This window comes from Lysobacter sp. (assembly GCA_013141175.1).
Taxonomy (GTDB): domain Bacteria; phylum Pseudomonadota; class Gammaproteobacteria; order Xanthomonadales; family Xanthomonadaceae; genus Lysobacter_I.
Window position 1 is genome coordinate 3644847 of sequence record JABFRN010000001.1, and the last position, 23938, is coordinate 3668784.

21 protein-coding genes are annotated in these 23938 nt (G+C 65.4%); 11 read left to right on the top strand and 10 right to left on the bottom strand.

All coding sequences use genetic code 11. From position 1 onward, the window contains the following. Positions 1 to 182 precede the first annotated feature (182 nt). Complete coding sequence (locus HOP03_16070) at positions 183 to 2171, top strand: SDR family oxidoreductase (GenBank protein ID NOT89676.1); 1989 nt, start codon at positions 183 to 185, stop codon at positions 2169 to 2171. 357 nt (positions 2172 to 2528) lie between these two features. Here the strand turns inward: HOP03_16070 and HOP03_16075 are convergent, their stop codons facing one another. Beyond that, positions 2529 to 3062, bottom strand: a complete 534-nt coding sequence (locus tag HOP03_16075; GenBank protein ID NOT89677.1) for a phasin family protein — start codon at positions 3060 to 3062, stop codon at positions 2529 to 2531. Positions 3063 to 3197: 135 nt separating this feature from the next. Continuing rightward, positions 3198 to 4487 (bottom strand): lectin subunit beta, encoded by a 1290-nt coding sequence (locus HOP03_16080; GenBank protein ID NOT89678.1) that lies wholly within the window; start codon positions 4485 to 4487, stop codon positions 3198 to 3200. 206 nt (positions 4488 to 4693) lie between these two features. Between HOP03_16080 and HOP03_16085 the strand changes: the two genes are divergently transcribed. After that, positions 4694 to 5503, top strand: a complete 810-nt coding sequence (locus tag HOP03_16085) for a hypothetical protein (GenBank protein NOT89679.1) — start codon at positions 4694 to 4696, stop codon at positions 5501 to 5503. A 210-nt stretch (positions 5504 to 5713) separates the two neighbouring features. Here the strand turns inward: HOP03_16085 and HOP03_16090 are convergent, their stop codons facing one another. Further along, complete coding sequence (locus HOP03_16090; GenBank protein NOT89680.1) at positions 5714 to 5986, bottom strand: polyhydroxyalkanoic acid synthase; 273 nt, start codon at positions 5984 to 5986, stop codon at positions 5714 to 5716. Between the two features lie 91 nt (positions 5987 to 6077). Here HOP03_16090 and HOP03_16095 point away from each other — a divergent pair, with 91 nt between their 5' ends. After that, on the top strand, positions 6078 to 6869 hold the full coding sequence (locus HOP03_16095) for an FHA domain-containing protein (GenBank protein NOT89681.1): 792 nt from the start codon (positions 6078 to 6080) through the stop codon (positions 6867 to 6869). Here HOP03_16095 and msrQ read toward each other — a convergent pair. Together msrQ and msrP are read right to left on the bottom strand one after the other, a co-directional pair. Next, complete coding sequence (gene msrQ, locus HOP03_16100; protein ID NOT89682.1) at positions 6846 to 7496, bottom strand: protein-methionine-sulfoxide reductase heme-binding subunit MsrQ; 651 nt, start codon at positions 7494 to 7496, stop codon at positions 6846 to 6848. The two genes, HOP03_16095 and msrQ, sit on opposite strands and share 24 nt — an antisense overlap. Further along, a complete protein-coding gene (msrP, locus tag HOP03_16105; GenBank protein ID NOT89683.1) occupies positions 7496 to 8476 on the bottom strand; it encodes a protein-methionine-sulfoxide reductase catalytic subunit MsrP in 981 nt (326 codons plus the stop codon). The genes msrQ and msrP overlap by 1 nt, the downstream gene beginning before the upstream one ends. Positions 8477 to 8637: 161 nt before the next feature. Between msrP and serC the strand changes: the two genes are divergently transcribed. Genes serC through HOP03_16130 form a run of 5 tightly spaced genes read left to right on the top strand, consistent with a single transcriptional unit; the run spans position 8638 to position 13890 of the window. After that, the gene (gene serC / locus HOP03_16110; GenBank protein NOT89684.1) at positions 8638 to 9738 is read left to right on the top strand and encodes a 3-phosphoserine/phosphohydroxythreonine transaminase; all 1101 of its coding nucleotides are present in this window, start codon (positions 8638 to 8640) and stop codon (positions 9736 to 9738) included. Then, on the top strand, positions 9731 to 10930 hold the full coding sequence (pheA, locus tag HOP03_16115) for a prephenate dehydratase (protein NOT89685.1): 1200 nt from the start codon (positions 9731 to 9733) through the stop codon (positions 10928 to 10930). Before serC ends, pheA begins: the two co-directional genes overlap by 8 nt. Before the next feature lie 7 nt (positions 10931 to 10937). Next, positions 10938 to 12092 carry a histidinol-phosphate transaminase gene (locus tag HOP03_16120; protein NOT89686.1) on the top strand — a complete coding sequence of 385 codons (1155 nt, stop codon included), beginning with the start codon at positions 10938 to 10940 and terminating at the stop codon, positions 12090 to 12092. Beyond that, entirely contained in the window at positions 12089 to 13444 is a 1356-nt protein-coding gene (aroA, locus tag HOP03_16125; protein NOT89687.1) for a 3-phosphoshikimate 1-carboxyvinyltransferase, read from the top strand. The genes HOP03_16120 and aroA overlap by 4 nt, the downstream gene beginning before the upstream one ends. A 53-nt stretch (positions 13445 to 13497) precedes the next feature. Further along, a complete protein-coding gene (locus HOP03_16130) occupies positions 13498 to 13890 on the top strand; it encodes a hypothetical protein (GenBank protein ID NOT89688.1) in 393 nt (130 codons plus the stop codon). 12 nt (positions 13891 to 13902) lie between these two features. Here the strand turns inward: HOP03_16130 and HOP03_16135 are convergent, their stop codons facing one another. After that, positions 13903 to 14589, bottom strand: coding sequence for an energy transducer TonB (locus tag HOP03_16135; GenBank protein NOT89689.1), 687 nt, complete (start codon positions 14587 to 14589; stop codon positions 13903 to 13905). Positions 14590 to 14732: 143 nt separating this feature from the next. Here HOP03_16135 and serS point away from each other — a divergent pair, with 143 nt between their 5' ends. Continuing rightward, positions 14733 to 16163 (top strand): serine--tRNA ligase, encoded by a 1431-nt coding sequence (serS, locus tag HOP03_16140; protein ID NOT89690.1) that lies wholly within the window; start codon positions 14733 to 14735, stop codon positions 16161 to 16163. A 162-nt stretch (positions 16164 to 16325) separates the two neighbouring features. Here serS and HOP03_16145 read toward each other — a convergent pair whose 3' ends face one another. Next, on the bottom strand, positions 16326 to 16787 hold the full coding sequence (locus HOP03_16145; protein ID NOT89691.1) for a hypothetical protein: 462 nt from the start codon (positions 16785 to 16787) through the stop codon (positions 16326 to 16328). Between the two features lie 75 nt (positions 16788 to 16862). Next, the gene (locus tag HOP03_16150) at positions 16863 to 18263 is read right to left on the bottom strand and encodes a peptidoglycan DD-metalloendopeptidase family protein (protein NOT89692.1); all 1401 of its coding nucleotides are present in this window, start codon (positions 18261 to 18263) and stop codon (positions 16863 to 16865) included. Between the two features lie 311 nt (positions 18264 to 18574). Here HOP03_16150 and HOP03_16155 point away from each other — a divergent pair, with 311 nt between their 5' ends. Then, positions 18575 to 19138 (top strand): hypothetical protein, encoded by a 564-nt coding sequence (locus HOP03_16155; protein NOT89693.1) that lies wholly within the window; start codon positions 18575 to 18577, stop codon positions 19136 to 19138. 131 nt (positions 19139 to 19269) lie between these two features. On the opposite strand, the gene HOP03_16160 is transcribed toward HOP03_16155, so the two are convergent. Both HOP03_16160 and HOP03_16165 read right to left on the bottom strand, forming a co-directional pair. Next, complete coding sequence (locus tag HOP03_16160; protein ID NOT89694.1) at positions 19270 to 22071, bottom strand: serine/threonine protein kinase; 2802 nt, start codon at positions 22069 to 22071, stop codon at positions 19270 to 19272. After that, on the bottom strand, positions 22068 to 22640 hold the full coding sequence (locus HOP03_16165) for a sigma-70 family RNA polymerase sigma factor (GenBank protein NOT89695.1): 573 nt from the start codon (positions 22638 to 22640) through the stop codon (positions 22068 to 22070). Before HOP03_16165 ends, HOP03_16160 begins: the two co-directional genes overlap by 4 nt. A gap of 178 nt (positions 22641 to 22818) precedes the next feature. On the opposite strand from HOP03_16165, the gene HOP03_16170 reads away from it, so the two are divergent. Continuing rightward, positions 22819 to 23796 carry a LysR family transcriptional regulator gene (locus tag HOP03_16170; GenBank protein NOT89696.1) on the top strand — a complete coding sequence of 326 codons (978 nt, stop codon included), beginning with the start codon at positions 22819 to 22821 and terminating at the stop codon, positions 23794 to 23796. The last annotated feature ends 142 nt before the right edge of the window (positions 23797 to 23938 follow it).

The following is a 23938-nucleotide window of genomic DNA, read 5'->3' on the forward strand; positions in this document are numbered from 1 at the left end:
ACTGGGGTATGCGCCCGGCCCGGGTCCGCTGCCGGGAAGCATGCGGTGGGGAGGTCACCCTACGCCCCCGGATTGTTCTTGAACGCCGGCTCTGGCAACTTAGCTGCTTCGGACTGCGCCGCAGTCCCGGAACCTGGCTCGGGATTCTCCATGTCAGGCTCTATTCTCATGAGGGCGAGGACATGAGTTATTTCGTTACCGGTGCCACCGGGTTTCTGGGGCGCTTCCTGGTGGGCAACCTGTTGAAACGGAAGGGCACGGTCTATGTGCTGGTGCGCAAGGATTCGCAGAAGAAATTCGATGCGCTGGCCAAGAAGATGGCCTGGGACATGAAACGCGTGGTGCCGGTGCACGGCGACATGACCGCCGCGAAGTGCGGCCTGACCGCTGCGCAATTGAAGACATTGTCCGGCAAGGTGAAGCACTTCTTCCATCTGGCGGCGATCTACGACCTGACCGCCGATGCCGAAAGCCAGCGCAAGGCGAACGTCGATGGCACCCAGAACGCCCTGGACCTGGGCGTGGCGATCGGTGCCGGTTGCTTCCATCACACCAGTTCGATCGCCGCCGCGGGCCTCTATCAGGGCGTATTCCGCGAGGACATGTTCGACGAGGCCGAGGGTCTGGACGACCCGTACCTGCGCACCAAGCACGATTCCGAAGGTCTGGTGCGCAAGGAGAAGCGCATCAAATGGCGCATTTATCGCCCGGGCATGGTCGTCGGCCACTCGCAGACCGGCGAAATGGACAAGATCGATGGTCCGTACTATTTCTTCACGTTCCTCAAGAAGCTGCGCGAAATGCTGCCGCCGTGGATGCCGATGCTGGGTCTGGAAGGCGGTCGCATCAACGTGGTGCCGGTGGATTTCGTGGTCGACGCCATGGATCACATCGCGCACAAGCCCAAGCTCGACGGACACTGCTTCCACCTCGTGGACCCGGAACCGATGCGCGTCGGTGAGGTGCTGAACACCTTCGCCCGCGCCGGTCATGCCCCCGAAATGACCATGCGCCTCGATGCGCGCATGTTCGCGTTCGTCCCCAGCGGCGTGCGCGGCGCGGTCGGCAGCCTGCCGCCGGTGAAGCGTTTCATCGGCATGCTGCTGCGCGACTTCAAGATCCCCAAAGGTGTCTTGAAATTCATCACCTATCCCACCCGATTCGACAACCGCGAAACCGAGCGCGCCTTGAAAGGCAGCGGCATTTCGGTGCCGAAGCTGGACGATTACGCTTGGCGTCTCTGGGACTACTGGGAGCGTCACCTCGATCCCGATCTGTTCATCGACCGCAGCCTGAAGGGCAAGGTCAAAGGCAAGGTCGTGGTCGTGACCGGCGGTTCGTCGGGCATCGGCCTGTCGACCGCTCAACGACTGGCGGAAGCCGGTGCGACCACGGTGATCGTCGCCCGCGGTGAAGAAGAACTGTTCAAGGCCCGCGACGAGATGAAGAAGGGCGGTGGCAAAGTCTTCGCCTACACGGCGGATCTCGCCGACATGGCCGATTGCGACCGGCTGGTGGCCATGATCCTCAAGGAGCATGGCCATGTCGATATCCTGATCAACAACGCCGGCCGGTCGATCCGTCGTTCGATCGAGCTCAGCTACGACCGCTTCCACGATTTCGAACGCACCATGCAGTTGAACTACTTCGGCTGCCTGCGGCTGATCATGGGCGTCATGCCGACGATGATCCAGCGTCGCAAGGGTCACATCATCAACATCAGTTCGATCGGTGTGCTCGCCAGTTCGCCACGGTTCTCGGCCTATGTCGCCTCGAAAGCGGCGCTGGACGCCTTCAGCCGCTGTGCCCAGGGCGAGTTGTCCGGCAAGGGCATCAGCTTCACCACCATCAACATGCCCCTGGTGCGTACGCCGATGATCGCGCCGACCAAGATGTACGAAAGCGTGCCGACCCTGAGTCCGGACGAAGCTGCGGATCTGGTGGTCAAGGGCATCATCGAGAAGCCCAGCCGGATCGCGACCCGCCTGGGTATCTTCTCGGCGGTGCTCAACGCAGTCGCACCGAAGGCGTACGAGGTGATCATGAGCACCGCGTTCGAGCTGTTCCCGGATTCGGCGGCGGCGAAGGGCGACAAGAAAGCGCTGAAGGAAGACCAGCCGAGCCAGGAGCAGATCGCGTTCGCTTCTCTGATGCGCGGTGTGCACTGGTAACGTCTGGCGACCCTGTCGCCGAGCTTGAAATGCAGAAGGCAGCCGAAAGGCTGCCTTCTTTTTTGCGACTGCCAATGAAGTCTGTCGGGCCAGACGTGCGGTCAGAACCCGCTGGTACGCCTTTCTCGAGACAAAAAGAAACCCGCCTACCTGAAGCCGTGAGGGGAGGGGAGCTACGGTCTTCTCAGCTGGTTGGCGGGTTGAAGAGCGGCTTGAGGCCGCCGAAACTTGCCTGTGGAACTCGCGTCGCGGAGGCAACGCGATGACATCCGAACTTATCAGATGAACGATCGGGCCGGGCGTCGAGGGCGAGTCTCCGCGCGGTTTCGTTCATTCATGATTTGGCACTACCGTGGTTCAGGCCTTCGACGCTGCCGGCTTACGGCCGCGTTTTGCTGGAACCTTCACGGCCTTGGCCACTTTCTTCGCAGCCTTGCGCGGCGCAGCGGCCGGCTTGCCGCCCTGGCGGCGCAGTTCGTCGGTCAACGCTTCGACGCGGCTGCTGAGATCGGTGAGGTCTTCGCGGCTCGGCACGCCGAGCTTGACGAGGGCGCGCTGGACGCGGTCTTCGAAGACCTTTTCCAGCTTGTCCCAGGTATCGGTGGCGCGCTCGCGGGCCTGGCCCACGCGGTTTTCGACCACATCGCGCACCACTTCGGCGCGACCGCCGGCGAACTTGCGCATGGTCTGTTCCAGACCCATGCCTTCCTTCACCAGGCCTTCGAACAGCTTGGTGCCCTCGGCCTGCGCGCGCGAGAACGCGCCAACGCCAGCGAGCCAGACCTGCTGTGCGGATTCGCTCAGCGACTTGGAGAGGTGCTCGGCCTGTGCCTGCGCATCGGCGGCTTTGGCGGTGGTCTTCTTTGCAGCGGCTTTCTTGAACTTGGCCATGATGCCCTCCCAGCGGGCGCGTGATCGATTGCGCAGCAGAGTGCGGGAGTTGTCTAGAGTATTCACACGAGGAATCGCGATGGCGCGTCGTGCGGCCATCGCGGTGCTCCGTGGGGGATGCGCACGACGGCGCGATCAACCGCGATTGCGGCGCTTGATCAGGTGCTCGGTTTCTTCCAGCGCGCGCCGCAGCCGTGCGGTGGTTTCGGTGCTGCGGGGAGGGGCTTTGCCCATCCCGCTCAGCACGGTGCGGTGACGGTCCGCAAGGACTTCATCGCGCAGGCGGATGCCGTGGGCAGCCAGCACCGGTCGCAGGGTTTCGGCGCGATTGCGCAGGTCCTGCAGCGTGTTGCGGTAACCCAATTGGCATACACGGCGGCGATTCGAGAAGCTGAAGGCATTGGTGAAGAACATTTCGCCGTCGTTCGAATTCGGTTCGAAGATCAACTGGTCGATGTCCGGGTACTGTTGGGCGTATTTCGCAAGACCGACCTGCATGCGCGACTGCAGCAGGGTGCGAAACGTCTGCGACATCACCGCCGGAAGGCCACCCTGCCAGATCCGGTGCGGGTCGACCTCACCGCGACGACCTGCGTCGCTGTCCACCCGGGTCGAATCGAACGGCACCAGCGGATTGATGCCGATCAGCAGGTCGATACCGCGTTCCAGCAGCACGGATGCGTGCATGGTCCGGCGCAGCGCGCCATCCACATAGTGACGTCCGCGGACTTCGACGGGTGGGTAGAGACCCGGCAGCGCAGCGCTGGCCTGCACCGCCTTGGAGATCGGAATGTCCATCCAGTGCTCGCCGCCGAAGCGGACGGCTTCGCCGCTGTCGAGATCGACCGCGACCACATAAAGCTCGCGATCGAGTTCGCGGAAGTCGTTGCTGCGCCCGCCGCGGCTGAAGATCTCGCGCAGGAAGCGCTCGACTTCGGTGTTGTCGAACAATCCGGCAGGCACCAGTCCGCCAAAGCGGAGGATCAGGTCGGACAGCCGCGATTCGCGCGGATTGAGCAGGCTGCCCCACCATTCCAGAGTGAGCCTCGGCAGTGCCGATGCGCGGCGCATGTATTCGAATACCGCCGGGCGCAGGAAGGTTTCCGGCCGGAAGCGCACATCGTCGCTCTCGCCGGTGATGAAGATCCGGCACATTTCGGTGGTCGACATGCGGTTGACCAGCCCGGCGGCGAGGAATGCGCCGCTGCTGACGCCGACATAGCAGTCCATCCGGGTCAGATCGATCCCGTCCAGCGCATCGTCGAGGGCGCGCAGCGCGCCGAGCTCGTACATCGCGCCGATCGGGCCGCCGCCGGCGATCGCGAGGCCGATGCGGGCGGACGTCGGAGCGGGAGTGCGTGAGGTCGGCTTGCGCTTGCCGGACTTGGCTTGAACGGGTCGGCTGGCGGCGTGAAGTGAGAGCATGCAGAAGGCACTTGGGGAACTGATCGAGTGTAGCCGAAAGGCGTGCATGCGGCGTTCGTTCGATGGTCGTATGTTGCGCAGTCCTCGCTCACCCGGATTCAAGCCATTGATTCCGTGGACGAATCACGGTCGGTCTTGCCTATTGCAAACGCGTCCCGGCTCGACACGCTTGCCGATCGCTCGCACGACGCCGATCATCTGCATCGATGAAGATCGTCACTCCAGATTCTGCGCATGGCCGGCGTCGGCTCGACAAACGGGCGTTGAGCGTACTGCTGGCCCGTCGATTGGCATGGCATCAGGCGGTGCATGATCCAGCGCGTGAACCGCGCAACGATTCGCGTTGGCTGCCCGAACTTCGGCGCTGGCAGGCGGCGCGGCTGGCGGCAAGCTTCCAGGGCTTCATGCAGGACCCGAAGCGCAAACCGGCGGCGGAATTCTTCCTGACCGATCTCTACGGCGACCGCGATTTCAGCCGCCGCGACTCCGACATCGCCCGGGTCGCGGGGAAAATGCAGCGACTGCTGCCGCAGACGCTGCTGGAAACGCTGGCGGATGCGATCGAACTGGGCGCGCTGAGCCACGCCTTCGATCTGCGCATGGCGGAAGCCTTGGAGCACTTGGCGCCCAGGCGCAAGACCTTGGACGACGAACTCTATGGTCGCGCGTATCGCGAAGTGGGACTTCCGCGACTGCGCGGGCATCAGGTCGACCTGATCGTTGTGGCCGGATACGGTCTTGGCCACGCGCTGCGTACACGGGGCGTTTCGACGCTGCTGGGTGTGCTGCGCGGGCCGGCGCGTGCGGCCGGCTTCGGCGAACTGCAGTCGTTCCTGGAGCGTGGCTTCGGCGCCTATGCCAAGTTGGATGACGTGGGCGCGTTCATCGCCGACATCGAGCGCAGCGAACGCGAAGTCGCGCGCCGCCTGTTCGCAGAGCATCCGGAGCCGTTCGCGCCGCTGCCGGATGCGCATCCACCGTCAGGCAACAAGCGGAAGCAGATCCGCGACCGCTAGCCACAGTGTCCCGTTGTCGCGGGGAAGCCCCTTGGTCTGTCCCCTGATTCGATACTCAGCGCTGCACGAAGCGCCACAAGAAACGCCGGGTCCCGATTTGACCCGCCTGCCGGCTGTTGAAAGCCGCCGGGATGACGATGGCTTTGCTTTGGCTGTCTTGAATGCGGGGTCTTGAATGCTCGATCCCGGGTACAGGACCCGGACCATGGCTCAGCCGAAGCGTTCGTCCAGCACGCGGCGGATTTCGTTCTCGATCGGGCCTTTGAAGGCCGATACCAGAAAGCCGAGCTTGGCGGTCACATGCAGCGATTTGGGCGCCAGTGCGATCTTGCCGTCCACGCCGGAGCGGTTGAAGTTGAGGGTATCGCCGTCCCATGCGTAGTCGAAGTCGAAGCGCTCCGCAAGCTTCTCGGCGACCTCCTCGACGGCTTTGCGCGCCTTCGCATGCGGCAACGAATGCGAATGACGGATATCGATGGACATGGGCATCTCCTTTGAGGATGGCCGGTATTGTGCGCACTGCCGGCCGCGGTTCCAAGGCCTGCGGCCCGGTCCCATGATAAATTGCCGCCGCATGGAAGGTCTGAAACTCCGATTCCCCGAACATCACCACCCGGAAATGCCGCTCGGCGCGGGCGTCCATGCCATCGGCCGCATCGGCGACACCGTCGGGCTGGTGTCCGATCTCGACGCACCCTCGATCCGCTTGTTCGTCGACCGTCGTGGCGTGTGGATGACCGTGGCCGACGGCGCGCGCGGCATCCATGTCAACGGCCGCCCGGTGCAGCGCATGGCGATGTTGCGGCTGGGCGATGCGATCTATCTCGATGGCGTGGAGATGCTGTTGGTGTCCTCGCGCGCGGTCGAAGCGCTGCCGGACGCGTTGCGCCATGTCCCCGGCGAATTCCGCGGCGATTGCAGGGTGGTGGTGCGAGGCGTGGGTGGTCGCCACCACGGTCGCAGCTTCACCCTCGAGGCGCCGCGCCTGGTCGGTCGCAGCGACGAGGCCGATATCCGCATCGAAGACGCGGCGTTCGCCGAACGCCATGCGCGGATCGAGATGATCGGGAATCAGGTCGTCCTGCGCGACCTCGGTAGCGGTGAAGGCAGCATCGTCAACGGCAACCCTGTACGGGACGCGCTGTTGTCGCCGGGGGACCAGATCGTGTTCGACGTGCACCACCGCTTCGTGATCGAAGCGCCGGCCAGCAGCACCTCGCTGTTGACCCGGGTCGTCGAAAACGACGATGCCAGCGAGACGCTGCCGCCCCAGCGCGGCCGTGGACGGCGGTTGCCGTGGCTGCTGCTGGCGGCGGTGCTGCTGGCGTCGGTGATCGCTGCGTTACTGCTGCTGGGCGGCGACTGAGCGCAGCGCCGAGGTTCGCCGTCGCTGTTGCCATTTCCAGAGTCGCCAGCCGAGCAATGCGGCGAGAATGCCGGCGTACAGCGCCGGTTCGCGCACGTCGGATTTCACCAGCCACCAGAAATGCAGCACGGCGAACACGCCGATGGCATACACCAGCTTGTGCAGCCGGCCCCAGCGACGGCCGAGTCGGCGCATCCAGCCCTGGGTCGAGGTGATCGCCAGCGGCAGCAACAGCAGCCAGGCGGCGAAGCCGATGGTGATGTAGGGACGTTTCACGATCTCCTCGAAGATCTGCAGCCAGTAGCCGCGCAGATCGAGCCCCAGATAGGCAGCGAAATGCAGGGTGGCATAGGCGAATGCGTACAGCCCGAGCATCCGCCGGAAACGGATGAGCACGGCCTGTCCGCTCAGCTGGCGCAGCGGCGTGATCGCGAGCCCGATCATCAGGAACCGCAGCGCCCACAGGCCCAGGCGATGCTCCACCTCGGCCACCGGGTCGGCGCCCAGGGCGTCGCTGCCGGTGTTGAAGACGTCCCAGAACTGCCAGGCGAGGGTCGCCAGCGGCGTCAGGCAGAGCAGGTGCACGAAGGTTTTGGCGGCGATGATGCCTCGGGAGGTCGATGCCATCAGAACCACTTTTTCAGATCGAGGCCTTTGTACATCCCCGCGACTTGTTCGGCGTAGCCGTTGAAGATCCGGGTCGGGATGCGTTCGGCGAACAGCTTGCTGGCGGTGCCGCTGATCCGCCGCTCCGTCTTCTGGCTCCAGCGCGGGTGGTCCACGTTCGGATTGACGTTGCTGAAGAATCCATATTCCGATGGCTGCAGATCGTTCCAGGCGGTCGGCGGCATCTTCTCGACGAAGCTGATCCCGACGATCGACTTGATGCTCTTGAACCCGTACTTCCACGGAATGATCAATCGCACCGGTGCGCCGTTCTGCTGCGGCATCGGTTTGCCGTACAGACCCGTGGCGAGCAGCGTGAGCGGATGCATGGCTTCGTCGATGCGCAGGCCTTCGCGGTAGGGCCAGTCGATCGAGTCATAACGTACGCCCGGCATCTGCCGGGGGTCGGCGAGGCTGGTGAAGGCCACGTATTTCGCCTTCGAGTTCGGCTCGAAGCGCTTCAGCAGCGCTCCCAGCGGCACGCCGAGCCACGGAATCACCATCGACCAGCCTTCGACGCAGCGCAGCCGGTAGATGCGTTCTTCGGGTTTGAAGCCCTTGAGCAGGTCGGTGAGGTCCAACTTGCCAGGTTTCGCGCATTCGCCGGACACCGTGACCGTCCATGGCTTGGTTCGCAGGGTCTTGGCGGCCTGCGAAGGGTCGGTTTTGCCGGTCCCGAACTCGTAGAAATTGTTGTAACCGGTCACATCCACCAGTCGGGTCAACTCCTCGCCGGTGCGGAACCCCGACTTCAGCTGCGCCGGAGTCAGGGCGGTCTTCGGTGGCGCGGGAGGCTCGGCCTCGGCACAGCCGGACAGGCCGAGGGCCGGAGTGGCGGCGAGCAACCCGAGCAGCCGGCGGCGGTCGTGGTAAACGGCCTCGTCGGTGATCGCGGCGGCGGGGATGCGCAGTGCGTCGCGCAGGGAGGCGGGGAGGGACATGGCGGAGATCCGTGTAACTAAGGGGTCGACTATAAGACGAAGGTAGTAGGCATTCGGTTGCGCGGCATACGCAAATTTCCTTCCGTGATCGCGTCCGCCTCCCCAAACGATGCTGCGCTGCGGCATACTCGACGGCCAACCCACGTCCATGGAACAGAACGATGTCGCGCGCCTACAATTTCAGTGCCGGTCCCGCCACCCTGCCCGAGAGCGTCCTCCGCCAGGCCCAGGATGAGATGCTGGAGTGGCGCGACTCGGGCGCGTCCATCGTCGAACACAGTCATCGCGGCCCCGAGTTCATCCAGGTCGCCGCCGAAGCAGAAGCCGATCTGCGCACGCTGATGTCGATTCCCGACGACTACGCGGTGCTGTTCCTCGGCGGCGGCGCCACCACCCAACAGGCCTTGATTCCGCTGAATTTGGCGGCGCCGGGCCAGACCGTCGATTACGTGATCAGCGGCCACTGGGGCAAGACGGCGATCAAGCAGGCCAAACCCTATGTCGATCTGCGCGTGGCCGCCACCAGCGAAGCCGGCGGCTTCCGCGACATTCCGGCGCGCGACACCTGGCAGCTCTCGGCCGATGCCGCCTACGTGCACATCACCGCCAACGAAACCATCCATGGCGTGGAATTCAGGTCTTTGAATGGGATGGACACCCCGGACGTCGGCGACGTGCCTTTGATCGCCGACTTCAGCTCCAGCATCGCTTCGGAGCCGGTCGACATCTCGAAGTACGGCGTGATCTACGCCGGAGCCCAGAAAAATCTCGGCCCGGTCGGCATCACCGTCGTGATCGTGCGCCGCGATCTGCTCGAACGCGCCGGCCAGCCGCGTGCCGACATCTTCAACTACGCCTCGCACCTCAAGGGCGAGTCGATGCTCAATACGCCGCCGACCTGGAACTGGTACATGCTCGGCCTCAACGTGAAGTGGATGCTGGCCGAAGGCGGCGTCGCCGAATTCGCCCGCCGCAGCACCGAGAAATCCGCGCTGCTGTATTCGGCGATCGACGCGTCCGGCGGCTATTACCGCAACGAAGTCGCCGCCGCCGTGCGTTCGCGCATGAACGTGCCGTTCTTCCTCCACGACGAAGCGCTGGACAAGCCGTTCCTGTCCGAAGCCAAGGCCGCCGGCCTGATGGCGCTGAAGGGCCATCGCGCCCTCGGCGGCATGCGCGCCTCGATCTACAACGCGATGCCGGTGGCGGGCGCGAAGGCGCTGGCCGATTTCATGAAAGACTTCCAGCAGCGTCATGGCTGATAAGCCCAAAAGCACCGGTGCCTCCAAGCCGGCGAAGCGCGCGGCGAAGAAAACCGCGACGAAAGCGGCGACCGCCCCGAAGTCGTCGGTGGAGATTCCCACCGACGCCCAGGGCAAGCCCGATCTGCTCGCGGTCCGTGCGCAGATCGACGGCATCGATCGCGAGATCCAGACCCTGATCGCCGAACGCGCGATCTGGGCGCACCAGGTCGGCAAGGCCAAAGGCAAACTCGCGGCAGCGGTCGATTACTACCGCCCCGAGCGCGAAGCGCAGGTGCTGCGTCGCGTCGTCGACCGCAACGAAGGCCCGCTGTCGGACGAAGTGCTGGTGCGCCTGTTCCGCGAAATCATGTCCGCGTGCCTGGCCCAGCAGGAGCCGCTGCGGGTCGGTTATCTCGGGCCGGAAGGCACGTTCTCGCAGCAGGCGGTGTACAAGCATTTCGGTCACTCGGCCAAGGCGTTGCCGCTGGTCACGGTGGAAGAAGTGTTCGATGAAGTCGCCGCCGGCAACGCCGATTTCGGCGTCGTTCCGGTCGAGAACTCCGGCACCGGCACCATCCAGTCCACGCTCGATCTGTTCCTGACCTCGCCGCTGATGATCTGCGGCGAAGTCGAGCTGCGCGTACACCAGTACCTGCTGTCGCGCACCGGGCACATCGAAGACATCGAACGCATCTATTCGCACACGCTGTCGCTGGCGCAGTGCAAGGGTTGGCTGCGTCAGAATCTGCCGAAGGTCGAAAAGCACGCGGTCGCCAGCAACGCCGAAGCCGCGCGTCGTGCGCGCAATGCCGACGATGCGGCGGCAATCGCCGGCGAGAACGCCGCGCATGTCTACGGCCTGAAAGTGGTGGCCGGCCCGATCGAGGACCGCAGCGACAACACCACGCGCTTCCTGGTGATCGGCCGCGCCTCGTTCCCGTCGTCGGGCAACGATCGCACTTCGCTGCTGGTCTTCATCCGCGACCAGCCCGGCGCGCTGTACAAGATCCTCGAACCGCTGGCGCGGCGCTCGATCAGCATGAACCGGATCGAATCGCGTCCCGCGCACGGCGCCTTGTGGCAGTACGCCTTCTTCATCGATGTCGCCGGCCATGCCGAGGAATCGCCGCTGAAGGACGCGCTGGCCGAGATCGACCGGTATGCGGGCGACGTGCGGGTGCTGGGGTCGTATCCGGTGGCGGTGCCATAGGACTTGCATGACGGACGAAGCATTTTTTTCGGCGCTCGCACAGCCCGGTATCCAGAAGCTGCGCGCCTACGATCCCGGCCACGATCTGGTCGCATTCCGGCGCCGCTTCGAAGGGCGACATCTGATCGAACTGGGCTCGAACGAGAATCCGTACGGCCCCAGTGCGCGTGCGAAGGAAGCGATCCTCGCGACGATCCACGACAGTTTCCGTTATTCCGATCCGCTCGGCGGCGATCTCAAGCGCGCGCTCGCGGCGAAGCACGGTGTCGATGTCTCCTCGATCCTGCTCGGCAACGGTTCGCACGAATTGCTGATGCAGTTCGCGCAGGTGTTCGCCGGCCCCGGTGTCGATGTGGTCGCGTCGCGGTTCGGTTTCGCGGTGTATGCCATCGCTGCGCAGTGCGCCGGCGCCACGCTGCGGGTCGCGCCCTGTAATGCCGACGATCACGCGATGCCGCGCGGCCACGATCTCGATGCGATCGCAACTGCAGTCACGCCCGCGACGCGTCTTGTGTATCTCGCCAATCCGAACAATCCCACCGGCACCTGGTACGGCGCCGACGCTTTCGCCGCGTTCATGGCGAAGGTGCCGGCGGATGTCGTGGTCGTGGTCGACGAGGCCTACGCCGAATTCGTCGATGCGCCGGAATGCGCGTCGGCGCTGACGCTGCAGTCGGCGTATCCGAATCTCGTGGTCACCCGCACCTTCAGCAAGGCCTACGCGCTGGCGGGGCTGCGCGTCGGATTCGCCATTGCGCATCCCGGCCTGATCGCGGTGATGGAGCGCGTGCGCGAAAGTTTCAACGTCAACAGTGCCGGTCTGGCTGCGGCCGAAGCCGCGCTCGGCGACGTCGAACACCTCGATTGGGTGGTCGCGCGCAATGCCGAGCAGCGAGGAATACTCGCTGCGGCACTTCGCGCGCGCGGCCTGACCGTATTTCCGTCGCAGACGAATTTCCTGCTCACGCAATTCGCCGGCTTCGATAAAGGTGACTCCGGCGACAACGCGCGCGTCGCGAAGATCGAAGCCGCCTTGTGCGAAATCGGCGTCGTGCTGCGGCCGATGGTCGGTTACGGTCTCGGTCATTGTCTGCGCATCACGGTCGGCAATGCCGACGAAAACCGCCGGCTGCTGGCCGCGCTCGACGAGGTGCTGGCATGAGCGGCGCGAACAGACTCGATTGGATCGTCGGTGCGGGCAAGCCGCTCGCCGGCCGTATCCGCGTGCCCGGCGACAAATCGGTGTCGCACCGCGCGGTCATGCTGGCCGCGTTGGCCGAAGGCGTGTCGCGCATCGACGGTTTCCTCGAAGGCGAAGATACCCGCGCGACTGCGGCGGTGTTCCAGAAGCTTGGAGTGAAGATCGAAGCGCCGTCGCCGCAGTCGCGGATCGTGCATGGCGTGGGTCTGCGCGGCCTGCGCGCCAGCGCCGAGGCGCTGGACTGCGGCAACGCCGGCACCGGCATGCGCCTGTTGACCGGCGTGCTGGCGGGGCAGGCGTTCGGCAGCGTGCTGGTCGGCGATGCTTCGCTGTCGAAGCGGCCGATGCGGCGGGTGATCGATCCGCTGGCGATGATGGGTGCGATCATCGACAGCGAAGCCGGCGGTCTGCCGCCGCTGCGTATCCGTGGTGGATCCGCGCTGCAGGGCATCGACTACACCTTGCCGGTCGCCAGCGCGCAGGTGAAATCCGCCGTGCTGCTCGCGGGCTTGTATGCCGATGGCGACACCACGGTGCGCGAACCGCATCCGACCCGCGATTACACCGAGCGGATGCTGTCCGCATTCGGTTGGCCGATCGAGTTCTCGCCGGGTCTTGCGCGCGTGCGCAGCGGTGCGGACGGACAGCATGCGCTGCGCGCGACCGACGTATCGGTACCGGCGGATTTCTCGTCGGCGGCGTTTTTCCTGGTGGCGGCCAGCGTCATTCCGGGTTCCGACCTCACGCTCGAAGCGGTCGGCATGAATCCGCGCCGCACCGGCCTGCTGCAGGCGCTGCGGAGGATGGGCGCCGATATCGTCGAAACCAATGCACGCAATCAGGGCGGCGAAGCGGTGGCCGATCTGCATGTGCGCGCGACGCAACTGCGCGGTATCGATGTGCCGGAAGAGATCGTGCCCGACATGATCGATGAATTCCCGGCGCTGTTCGTGGCCGCCGCCTGCGCCACCGGCAGCACCCGCGTCAGCGGTGCCGCCGAGCTGCGGGTGAAGGAATCCGACCGCCTCGCCACGATGTCCTCGGCGCTGCGCGCGCTGGGCATCCGCGTCGACGAGTTCGACGATGGCGCGACGATCCACGGCGGCCGGTTCGCCGTCGATCCCGCCAAGCCGGTCGTGATCGACAGCCACGGCGACCACCGCATCGCGATGGCGTCGGCGATCGCCGGGCAGTGCTGCGACGGCGAGTTCACGATCGGCGACATCGCGAATGTCGCCACCTCGTTTCCGGGGTTCGATGAACTGGCGAAGCACGTCGGGTTCGCGATGCGGAACGTGGCGATATCGGTGTGATACGTTGATCCGCCGTCGAATCCAATGACGTTCATTGCCGGAGAAACATCGGGATGTCCGCATCGCGCCTTGTGCAAGGAGTCTTGGCGCTGCTGTTGTCCGCCGCCGGGATGGCGTCGGGCATGAGCGGCGATGAGCGCGTGATCACGGCGTATCCGCATGTCGCGGCTCCGGAACGCGCCGCGACGATCCGCGCCGGCTACGTGCGTATCAAGCCGGGCATGTCGTCTGCGGAGGTGCGCAACCTTATGGGTGAGCCCGATGAGATTCGCCCGCTGTATGCGCCGATGGCGAAAAAACCGGATGCGATCGGGCAGACCTGCTGGTACGTCCTTCAGCGGTTGGCCGAACACGGCAGCCAGAACGAACGACAGGAGTCCGCCGTCCGCGTGAGCTTCGACCTCCAGGGTGTCGTCACCGCTGTCGATGCCTGGGGACTCGAATAACGCGTCGCCCGTTCAGCGCCCTTCGAGCGTGAACGCGATCGGCACTTCCACCGCTGCGGCCACCGCGCGACCATTCTGCTGCGCCGGGCGGAAGCGCCAGCGTTTCGCGGCCTGTACGGCGGCACGATCCAGCGAGCGCGAACCGCTGCGGCTGACCACGGTGACGGCGGTCGGCTCGCCGTCGGCACCCACTTCGATCCGCACCACGACCTTGCCGGTTTCGCCGTTGCGCAGCGCGTCGGCGGGATATTTCATCGCCGGTTTGGAAATCGGGACCGGCACGCTGCCGGGGGCCAGATTCGGCGCAGGGCGGTCGGTCTGCGAAGCCGTCTCCGTGCCCGCTTGTGCGGCAGGCGTTTCGACCGGGCGGGGAACCGCGACCGGCGGAGGCGGTGGGGGCGGGTTGCGCATGGCTTCCTCGGCCGCTTCGGACATGCCGCTGGCGCTGCGTTCGCCGCCGGCCATCGGTGCGGGCAGGGGCTCGAACACTTGCCCGTCCGCATCCCCGGTCTTGCCTTCGGGGCGATAGAAATCGCCGTCGTTGCGCATGTCCAGCCACAGCAGCAGGAACAGCAGGAAGCCGGCGCCGAATCCACCGGCCACCACGTACCACGCCCGGCGGGACAGACCGAAGCGCGGCTTCGACGGCGCGTCACGCGATGGCGATCCCTGCGGAGGCTTGGACTGGACAGTCGACATGCGGGCGATGATGGGCACGGAGGAGGCCGGATTGTGGCATGGCTTGTGCAGCCGGAATCCATTCATCCATGCCGCATCGGCGCGGATTGGGCGGCAATTCAGGCGATAATTCGCGTCCCGTCACGCTTCGCGATCCGTCCCCCATGCTCGATCCCGCCCTGCTGCGCACCCAACCCGCCGAACTGGCCGCCCGCCTCAAGGACACCCGCGGTTACGATCTGAACGTCGCCGACCTGCTGCTGCTCGAAGCCGAGCGCAAGCAGATCCAGGTGCGCACCCAGGAACTGCAGAATCTGCGCAATACGAAGTCCAAGCAGATCGGCATGCTCAAGGCCAAGGGCGAGGACGTGTCGGCGGTGATGGCCGAGGTGGCGGCATTCGGCGAAGAGTTGAAACAGTGCGAGGCTGACCTGGCCGATCGGCTTGCGAAGATCAACGCGATCGCTGCGGGCCTCCCGAACCTGCCGCACGACTCGGTGCCGGCCGGTAAGGACGAACACGACAACGTCGAACAGCACCGCTGGGGCACGCCGCGCGCGTTCGATTTCGAGGTCAAGGATCACGTCGCCCTCGGCGAGCGCCACGGCTGGCTGGACGGCGAAACCGCCGCCAAGCTCAGCGGCGCGCGCTTCACCGTGCTGCGCGGCCAGCTGGCGCGCCTGCACCGCGCGCTGGCGCAGTTCATGTTGGATCTGCATACCGGCGAGCATGGCTACGAAGAGACGAATGTGCCGCTGCTGGTGAATGCGGATTCGATGCGGGGGACGGGGCAGTTGCCGAAGTTTGAGGAGGATTTGTTTTCGACTGTTGAAGTTAAACCAGCTATTGGGGAAATTAAATCAGCTGTAGACAATAGATCCGCTCAAGAGCGATTGATTAATCAGACTCTGGATGTCATGCGGCTTACAGAATCCTTCCAATCTGGTATTGATCTCTATGAAAATCTAAAGAACTTTGTCAAGTCAAACGTTCAGTACTACCTCATCCCCACCAGCGAAGTCCCCCTCACCAATATCGTCCGCGACGAAATCGTCGACGCAGAAAAAATGCCGATGCGCATGACCGCGCATTCGATGTGCTTCCGCGCCGAGGCCGGCAGCGCCGGGCGCGATACGCGCGGGATGATCCGCCAGCACCAGTTCGAGAAGGTCGAGCTGGTGACCATCGCCAAACCCGACGAGAGCGACGCCGAGCACGAGCGCATGACCCGCTGCGCCGAGACCGTGCTGGAAAAACTCGGCCTGCCGTACCGCAAGGTGCTGCTGTGCAGCGGCGACATGGGTTTCTCTGCGCGCAAGACTTACGACCTCGAAGTCTGGTTGCCCTCGCAGAATACCTATCGCGAAATTTCTTCCTGCTCGAACTGCGGCGATTTCCAGGCCCGGCGGATGCAGGCGCGCTGGCGCAATCCCGCGACCGGCAAACCGGAACTCGTGCATACGCTCAACGGCTCCGGCGTCGCCGTCGGCCGCGCGCTGATCGCGGTGATGGAGAACTACCAGAACGCCGATGGCTCGATCACCGTGCCCGAAGCGCTGCGCGGCTACATGGGCGGCGCCGAGCGCATCGCCTGAGGCGATCGTCCGCTTCCCTGTAGGAGCGGCGCAAGCCGCGAAGAACAACGGAAAGATTGTCCGCAGCCTATCGCTGCTTGCGCCGCTCATACAGGGAGAACCAGAGATCTGAAAACACGGGCCGCCTACGCGGCCCGTGCAGTATTCGGATGGAGCATGCGCTCAAGGCGTCTGCACCGGCAGCGTGTCCCGACAGTGCTGCCAGACGATCTTGCAGCTGCCCAGCGCACCGGCGTTGCCGCAGCGGGCCGACAGGCTGGTGAGCGGCGGCAGCTCGGTGTAGGGGCCGGTGTCGCGCGGATCGTTCGGATTCAGGCTGCTCAGGGTTTTCTGGTACACGGTCTGTGCGCCGATCTTGCCGTAGATGGTGACGGACTGGACCGGGTTGGAAATGCCGCAGACGCTGTCGGTGGCGGTGCACAGTTTCACCCGGATCACCGATGCGCCAGCGACCGGGCTGAGCGACAGCGATTCGGTGTCGGCATGATTGATGGCGTTGTCGCAGGGCTGGCCTGCCGCAGCGCAGTTCGCGACGGGAGTGCAATAGGCGAGCGTGGCGGAAGCGGGTGCGCTGTGGGCGCCCAGCGCGAGCGACACCAGTACGGATGCGGTCAAACATTTCATGGGATCGATTCCTTTGCTTTCGGGGATGGGCCAGCGCGCCGCTGTCGGCAGCGCGCCGGAGTTGCGTGAAGTCGTTTACTTGCGCCAGATCGCTGCATAGCGCGCGTCGTCGCCTGTGGCATACCCGGTCACCGCGCGGGTGAGAAAGCCCGATCGACCGGCGCTGTTCCACTCGGACTGATACTGCTGCGCGCTGAGGCCATGACGCGCCTTGATCGCACCCGCTGGCTTCGCGCTCCAGATCGCGGAGAACCAGACCTTGCCGTCGAGGCCGTAGGCGTTGAGATAGATCAGCTTCAGGCCCTTGGCGTCGTTCTCGACCACGGCCTGTTGATACGCATCGGGGCTGAGCCGCGATTTCGCCGACCAGTTGCCGTAGTCGGCTTTTTCGTACAGCGCGGTGTAGCGCGGTTGGCCGTTGACCGCGCTGACCGCGATGTTGCGCGGCCGGAATCCCGCCGCTGTCCAGTCGTCGAAGCGCTGCTGGTGTTCGTTCGCCGAAAGCCCGTGATAGGCGCGCGCCTGCGGGCCGTTGTCCTTGCGGAAAATCACCGCATAGCGCACGTCGTCGCCGCTCTTGTAGCTTTCGACCAGGGTCGGCCGGAATCCCTTGCCGGTGAGTTCGTCGAAGCGCTGCTGATACTGCGCCGCGCTCAGACCGTGGAAGGCCTGCCATGCGTTGTTGCCGGCAGGCCGGAAGATCGCGTTGTAGCGCACATCGCCGCCGACGCTGAAGCCGTCGATCCATTCCGGCGCATAGCCGGCGAGCGCCGCCTGTTCGACCACGCACTGGTAATCGCGTGCGGGAATGCCGTGGCGCGCGTATTCCTTGCCGCCGGGTTCGACCACGCCCGGAACCGTGCGCGCGGTGTAGGTTTTTCCAGTCTTGAAGCGGCCGTCGTCGATGCCGCAGATGCGCGGGATGCGGTTGCGCTTGCTGCCGTCGTTGTCGCTGAGGAATCCACCGGTGGCGCTGATGCCGTCGTTCGCTCTGGGCACGCCGACTTCGAAATGCAGATGCGGCCCGCTGGCGCAGCCCACTTCGCCCTCGTCGCCGAGATACGTGCCTGCATTGACGAACTGGTTTTTCTTCAGGCCCGCCTTGCCGCTGGACGAACCCTTGCGCATATGCGTGTACTTGGTCCATTCGCCGTTGGCGTGTTCGATCCAGACGTAATTGTTCTTCTGTTCGCTGACCGGTTTGCCCTTGCAGTCGAGGCGATCGTCGAAGCCGTCGACGACATGGCGCACGAAGCCGTCGGCGGCGGCGACGATCCGGTAGGTGCCGCCGCCGCGACCGTTCATGTCGATGCGTCCGGGCGGGCTGTGGTCGATGTGATCGCCGCCGACGCGGATTTCGGTGCCGTTGGCGTAGGGAATGCGGTACAGGCCTTTCGAGGGCTCGATGGCGGATGCGTTCGCGCCGAGCAACAGCAGCGCGGCCCCGGACAGTGCGATGCGTGATGCGTTGGACATGGGTGTCTCCGATGGGATGCGAGGATGGCGATGGGCAGGGCGGTGTCGTTGGGCGTTCGGGCCGTGTACGTGCCGTCTTCGGGTCCGCTCGTGGAATCAGTCGCGAGCGGCGGCGGAAACCCGCCAACCGTTCGTCGGCCGGCGCGTTCGCACGGCCGAGTCCGCCGAATGCCGTGTTCGACGTTATGGAAGTCGTGCACAGGTCCGAATGCGATGGATGGCGGGATCGGACGGCTTTCCGCGACTCAGGGATCGAGGCGGTGCGTGTCCCGCACCGCCGGTCGCATCATTCATCCCGGAGGAGTCGCACCATGTCGAAACCCTGTCTGCCGATCGCCATCGCACTGCTGTGCACCGCGTCCGCCCATGCCGCGCAACCGCCGGTCGGTGCGGACGACCTGCTCAATCGACCCGATCCGCAGATCGAGCGTCCCGGCTCGTCCGGACCGGGACAGGGCGAGCTGGAAATGGAACAGGAACTGCAGCTCGCCGGCATCCGCATTCCCTGGGGCGGAGATGCCGATGTGCCTGCCGGCCGCGCCGATGGCAAGCGCGACGGCCTGTGCGTGTTCCGTTACCGTTACGTCACCCGCAACACCGATAGCACAGCGTCGCATCCGACCAGCACGCGCATCACGCTCGGTGCGCGCAATGGTGCCGTGCTGCACGGCACGCTGTTGCCGTCGATCGCGAGCGTCGGCAGCGTGGCGTCCAGTGGGAAGATCGCACTGGCACCGGGACACTGGGTGCTATACGTGCAGATCGATGCCACCGACCGGATGATCGAACGCGACGAAACCAATAATCTGCGCCGGGTCGGCGTGACCGTGCGCGGCGATTGCGGCGCGCGCGCGTTGCGGGCATCGCCTTATTGATTCGGTCAAGTGAAGTTTGAACGTGTGGGAGGGGCTTCAGCCCCGACTGTCGGCCGAAGGCGTCGGGGCTGAAGCCCCTCCCACAGCACAACATGAGTTCAAAATTTTTCTAGCCGGATCAATAGTCGAGGTCAGCCGTTGTCGCGTGCGCGGGCCAATGCCTTCGCTGCATCGACGGTCTTCGGATCGTTGTCGCCGAGTGCGTCGCGCCGCACCTGCCAGGCCTCGCGCAGCAGCGCTTCGGCTTCGCGATTGCGTTTGCGGTCGATCAGCAGTTCGCCCAGTGGCAGCAGCACCACCGCCAGGCGTTGATGCCCCGCCGGCAGGCGTTCGCGATAGATCGCCAGCGCCTGCCGCATCGAGGTTTCGGCCTCGTCGAGCCTCCCCTGGCGATGCAGCACGATGCCGAGCCGGTTGAGATCGGCGCCGACGCGGTCGTGGGTTTCGCCGTAGTCCCTGCGCTGCAGCGCGAGCGCCTCACGATAGCGATGTTCTGCGGTTGCGTATTCGCTGCGGTTTTCGGCGAGGCGACCCAGATTGAATACGGTCGCACCGCGTCCCTTGTGACCGGGTGGGTAGGCGTCCAGCGCGCGCAGATAGAAGCGTTCCGCTTCTTTCGCATCGCCGCTTTCCGACAGCAACAAGCCGATGTCGTTGAGATTTTCCGCAGTCATCGGATGATGTTCGCCGAACACGGCAAGGCGGATCCGCAGCGCATCCTCGAACAGGGCGCGAGCACCTGCGTAGTCGCGCCGCGATTGCAGCAGGCGGCCCAGATTGGCCATCACGATCGCGGCTTCAGGATGCGCCTTTCCCAGCGACGCCTGCATCCCGGCCAGCGCTTCGCGATAAAGGCTTTCGGCGGCGTCGTATTCGCCGAGATCGCTGCGGATCATCGCGAGGTTCGACAGACTGGTGCGCAGATCGGGATGCTGCGCGGGCAGGATCTGCCGCCGCAGCGTCAGCGTCTGTTCCAGCAGCGGCTTCGCACCGGCGTAGTCGCTCTGCTGGCGCAGCGTCATCGCGAGCAGGCTGAGCGCTTCGGCGACCAGCGGATGGCGTTCGCCGTACAGCCCGCGACGCATCGCCAGAACGTCGCGGAACAGGGCTTCGGCGCCGCGCTGGTCGCCACGCCGCGCGCGCAGTTGGGCGATATCGATCATGGTCGTCGCCACCTCTTCGTGCCGCGCACCGAAGAGACGACGATAGCCGTCGAGCGCAGCCGTCAATTCCGCATCCGCTGCGCTGTACTCCGCCAATTGGCTCAGCGCGCGGCCGTGCCCGCGCTGCGCGCCCGCGAGCAACAGCGGCTGGGGCTGCGGCAGCTTGCGCAAGGTCGAGAGATTGCGCTCGAACAACGCGCGCGCCTGTTTGAAATCGCCTGCCCGGCCATACGATTCGGCGACGACGGCAAGGACTTCGACTGCAATCTCCGGATTCTTGTCGAGTTCACCCTGCATGCTCTCCCAGCCCGCATCCAGCGCCTGGCGCGCGCTCAGCGGCACGCCGCCGGTTTCGCGCGGGTCGCTCAGCAGGAACACGCGTTTCAGCAGTGCAAGCGTCTGCCGGGTCTTTTCCGCTTCGGCCTGCGCACGGTCGCGCTCGCGGGCGATGGCCTGCGCCTGCAGCGTCGCGGTGATCGCGTAGCCGGAGAGCAGGGCGAAGATCGCGATGCCGGCGGCCACCGCCCACGCATTTCGCTTGAGGAATTTGCCGCTGCGATAACGCCAGCTTTCCGGGCGCGCAAGCACCGGCAGGCCGGTGCGCCAGCGTTCGAGGTCGTCGATCAGCGCATTCGCCGATGCGTAGCGGCGTTCCGGCGCCTTGCGCAGGGCCTTGAGCACGATGTTGTCGAGATCGCCGCGCAATTTGCGGCGCAGTGCGCCCGGTGTCGTATTGCGCGCGGCGTAGCGCTCGCTGTCGTCGTCGGCGATGCGTTCGCTAGGCCGCACCGGTTCGCTGCGGCAGATCGCGTCTTCCAGCGCACGCTGAGAAGCGTCCGGCGCATGCTGCGCGCGATGCCCGGTCAGCAGTTCGTACAGCAACAATCCGAGCTGATAGAGATCGGTCGCGGTGGAGGTCGGTTGCCCCAGCACCTGCTCCGGCGTCGCGTAGTCGGGCGTGAAGGCGCGGAGTGCGGTGCGTGTGTCCGGCTGTGCGTCGGGCTGCGGTTCGCCGGAAGTGTCCGTGAGCGCCTTCGCGATGCCGAAGTCCAGCAGCTTCGGTCTGCCGTCCGCGCCGACGAGGATATTGCCGGGTTTCAGATCCCGGTGCGCGACCAGATTGCGATGCGCGTAGGCCACGGCTTCGACGATCTGCACGAAGAGCGCGATGCGCGCGTCGATGTCGAGCCGCTGGCGGTCACAGGCGCGGTCCAGCGCTTCGCCTTCGACATATTCCATGACCAGATACGGGCGGCCGTCGCGGCTGCGTCCGCCGTCGAGCAGACGCGCGATGCCCGGATGGGTCAGCGACGCCAGGATCTGCCGTTCGCGCGCGAAGCGTTCGAGAAATGCATCCGACTCGTCGCCCGGCCGCAGCAGTTTCAATGCACCGGTCTGATGGAACCCGGCGTCGTTGCGTTCGACCAGATAGACCGTCCCCATGCCGCCATGGCCGATCCGGCGCAGCGGCTGCCATACGCCGATGCGTTCGGGCAGCGCGTCATGCGCGTCTTCGGTCGGCGGCGAAGCCTCGAACAGGGAACGCCAGCGTGCGTGTCCGGTCTGCGGCGGCTGCAGCGCTTCCGACGCATCGGCAGCGAGTCGCAACAGGTCGCGCAGCGCGTGACCGTGTACGGCGTCCTCCGCATCGATCGCGCATACGAACGCCTCGCGTGCGTCGCCGTGCAGATCCAATGCGGTGTCGAACAACGCATCCAGGCGGACGCGGGGGTCCTCCGCATCGGGTCCGGTCGCGGTGGGTCCGCTCATGGCGGATCCATCGCCTGCAGCAGCCAGGCCCGCGCCCGCATCCAGTCGCGCTGCACGGTGCGCAGCGACGACTGCATCGTCTCGGCGGTTTCTTCTTCTGTCATGCCGGCGAAGTAGCGGCATTCGACCAACTGCGCCAGACGCGGATTGAACGCGGCGAGTTTGCACAGCGCATCGTCGATCGCCAGCAATCGTTCCGGTTCGCTCGCGTCCGCCACCACATCAGCGTCCAACGTCGCGTCGACCGCACCGCCGCCGCGTTTGCCCGCGAGCCGTCTGCGGGCGTCGTCGATCATGATCCGGCGCATCGCCCGCGCGCAGATCGCGAAGAAATGCCCCCGGTTCTGCCAGTCCACGCCGTCCTCGTCGACCAGCTGCAGATACGCCTCCTGTACCAGACTGGTGGTGTCGAGCAGCGGGCCACGCTGACCGTCGCGGGCGAGCTGGCGATGGGCGATCGCCTTCAGCTGGTCGTAGACCAGCGGCACCACCCGGTCGAACGCCTCGCGATCGCCGGCATGGTGGCGCTGCAGCAGTCGGGTGATGTCGCTGGGCGGATCGCTGGGCATGGCGTGATGGAGCTCCGATCCGGTCGAGGGCCCGTGACTCGGGCGATGCGGCTCCCCTGCGACCTCAAGCGCAAAAAGCGGCCACGATCGGCCACCCCCGGGGGCGCGCATCCGCATTGCATGGGTGAGATAAACTTGGTTCAATGCGCCCCACTGTTCCGTGGATGGAAATATCGCCGTGAACGATCTCAACGACCTGTACTACTTCGCGATGGTGGTCGAGCACTCGGGTTTTGCCGCCGCCGAGCGCGCACTGGGTATCCCGAAATCGCGCCTCAGCCGCCGCATCAGCCAGCTCGAAACCGACATGGGTGCGCGCCTGCTGCAGCGTTCGACGCGTCGTTTCGCGGTCACCGACGTCGGCCAGAGCGTCTACCGCCACGCACAGTCGATGCTGGCCGAAGCCAGCGCCGCCCGCGAAGTGGTCGACCGGCTCAGCGCCGAACCCCGCGGCCTCGTGCGGGTGAGCGTGCCGGTCGGCATCGCCCAGGAGCTCATCCCGAAGCTGCTCCCCGATTTCCTCGCCCGCTACCCGCTGGTGCGCGTGCAACTGCACGTCAACAACCGCCGCGTGGACGTGATCAACGAAGGCTTCGACGTGGCGATCCGCGTCCGCGCGAAGCTCGACGACGACGGCAGCCTGGTGATGCGCAGCTTCGGCCAGATCCAGGAACTGCTGGTCGCCAGCCCGAAATACCTCGATCGCGCCGGCCGACCGCGCGAGCCGGAAGAACTGGCCAGCCACACCACGCTCAGCATGAGCGAGGACGAGGCCCGCCAGCGCTGGGAACTGCAGGGCGCGGGCGGCGAAGTCCGCCGCGTCGAACTCAAACCCCGGGTCTCCGGCTTCGATTTCCCGATGCTGATGGCGCTGGCCAAACAGGGCCTGGGCGTGACCCTGCTGCCGGAAACCATCTGCGCCGACGCCGTGCGCAACCGCGAGCTGGAAGTGGTGTTGCCCGCTTGGCGCCTGCCGATGGGCATCTGCCACGCGGTGTTCGCCTCCCGCCGCGGCCTGCTGCCGGCGGTGCGGATGTTCATCGACTACCTCGCCGAAAGCCTGCCGCCGCTGCTGGAGGCCTCGCGCCTCAACTGCCTGCACTGCCCGGGTGGGATGGCGCCGACGAAGCAGGGTAAAATCGCCGAGCCGGCGTGAGCCGCAATGAGTGACGGCTCGGGGTGTTGAGCTTGTCATCCCGAGCCGAAGGCGAGGGACCTGCTGTGCGCTTCAGGGCACAGCCAAAAAACAGGTCCCTCACCCGATGAAGCCGGGATTCGGGATGACAACAGTTTTTTTT

Bases quoted from the DNA above. Each gene is read 5' to 3' on its own strand.
- HOP03_16090 (NOT89680.1), bottom strand. From the start codon at position 5,986: ATGTCCATCGATATCCGTCATTCGCATTCGTTGCCGCATGCGAAGGCG.
- pheA (NOT89685.1), top strand. From the start codon at position 9,731: ATGGCTGATAAGCCCAAAAGCACCGGTGCCTCCAAGCCGGCGAAGCGC.
- HOP03_16155 (NOT89693.1), top strand. From the start codon at position 18,575: ATGTCGAAACCCTGTCTGCCGATCGCCATCGCACTGCTGTGCACCGCG.
- HOP03_16135 (NOT89689.1), bottom strand. From the start codon at position 14,589: ATGTCGACTGTCCAGTCCAAGCCTCCGCAGGGATCGCCATCGCGTGAC.
- serS (NOT89690.1), top strand. From the start codon at position 14,733: ATGCTCGATCCCGCCCTGCTGCGCACCCAACCCGCCGAACTGGCCGCC.
- HOP03_16150 (NOT89692.1), bottom strand. From the start codon at position 18,263: ATGTCCAACGCATCACGCATCGCACTGTCCGGGGCCGCGCTGCTGTTG.
- HOP03_16165 (NOT89695.1), bottom strand. From the start codon at position 22,640: ATGCCCAGCGATCCGCCCAGCGACATCACCCGACTGCTGCAGCGCCAC.
- HOP03_16075 (NOT89677.1), bottom strand. From the start codon at position 3,062: ATGGCCAAGTTCAAGAAAGCCGCTGCAAAGAAGACCACCGCCAAAGCC.
- HOP03_16120 (NOT89686.1), top strand. From the start codon at position 10,938: ATGACGGACGAAGCATTTTTTTCGGCGCTCGCACAGCCCGGTATCCAG.
- msrP (NOT89683.1), bottom strand. From the start codon at position 8,476: ATGTCCCTCCCCGCCTCCCTGCGCGACGCACTGCGCATCCCCGCCGCC.
- aroA (NOT89687.1), top strand. From the start codon at position 12,089: ATGAGCGGCGCGAACAGACTCGATTGGATCGTCGGTGCGGGCAAGCCG.
- HOP03_16095 (NOT89681.1), top strand. From the start codon at position 6,078: ATGGAAGGTCTGAAACTCCGATTCCCCGAACATCACCACCCGGAAATG.
- HOP03_16130 (NOT89688.1), top strand. From the start codon at position 13,498: ATGTCCGCATCGCGCCTTGTGCAAGGAGTCTTGGCGCTGCTGTTGTCC.
- msrQ (NOT89682.1), bottom strand. From the start codon at position 7,496: ATGGCATCGACCTCCCGAGGCATCATCGCCGCCAAAACCTTCGTGCAC.
- HOP03_16160 (NOT89694.1), bottom strand. From the start codon at position 22,071: ATGAGCGGACCCACCGCGACCGGACCCGATGCGGAGGACCCCCGCGTC.
- HOP03_16080 (NOT89678.1), bottom strand. From the start codon at position 4,487: ATGCTCTCACTTCACGCCGCCAGCCGACCCGTTCAAGCCAAGTCCGGC.
- HOP03_16070 (NOT89676.1), top strand. From the start codon at position 183: ATGAGTTATTTCGTTACCGGTGCCACCGGGTTTCTGGGGCGCTTCCTG.
- HOP03_16145 (NOT89691.1), bottom strand. From the start codon at position 16,787: ATGAAATGTTTGACCGCATCCGTACTGGTGTCGCTCGCGCTGGGCGCC.
- serC (NOT89684.1), top strand. From the start codon at position 8,638: ATGTCGCGCGCCTACAATTTCAGTGCCGGTCCCGCCACCCTGCCCGAG.
- HOP03_16085 (NOT89679.1), top strand. From the start codon at position 4,694: ATGAAGATCGTCACTCCAGATTCTGCGCATGGCCGGCGTCGGCTCGAC.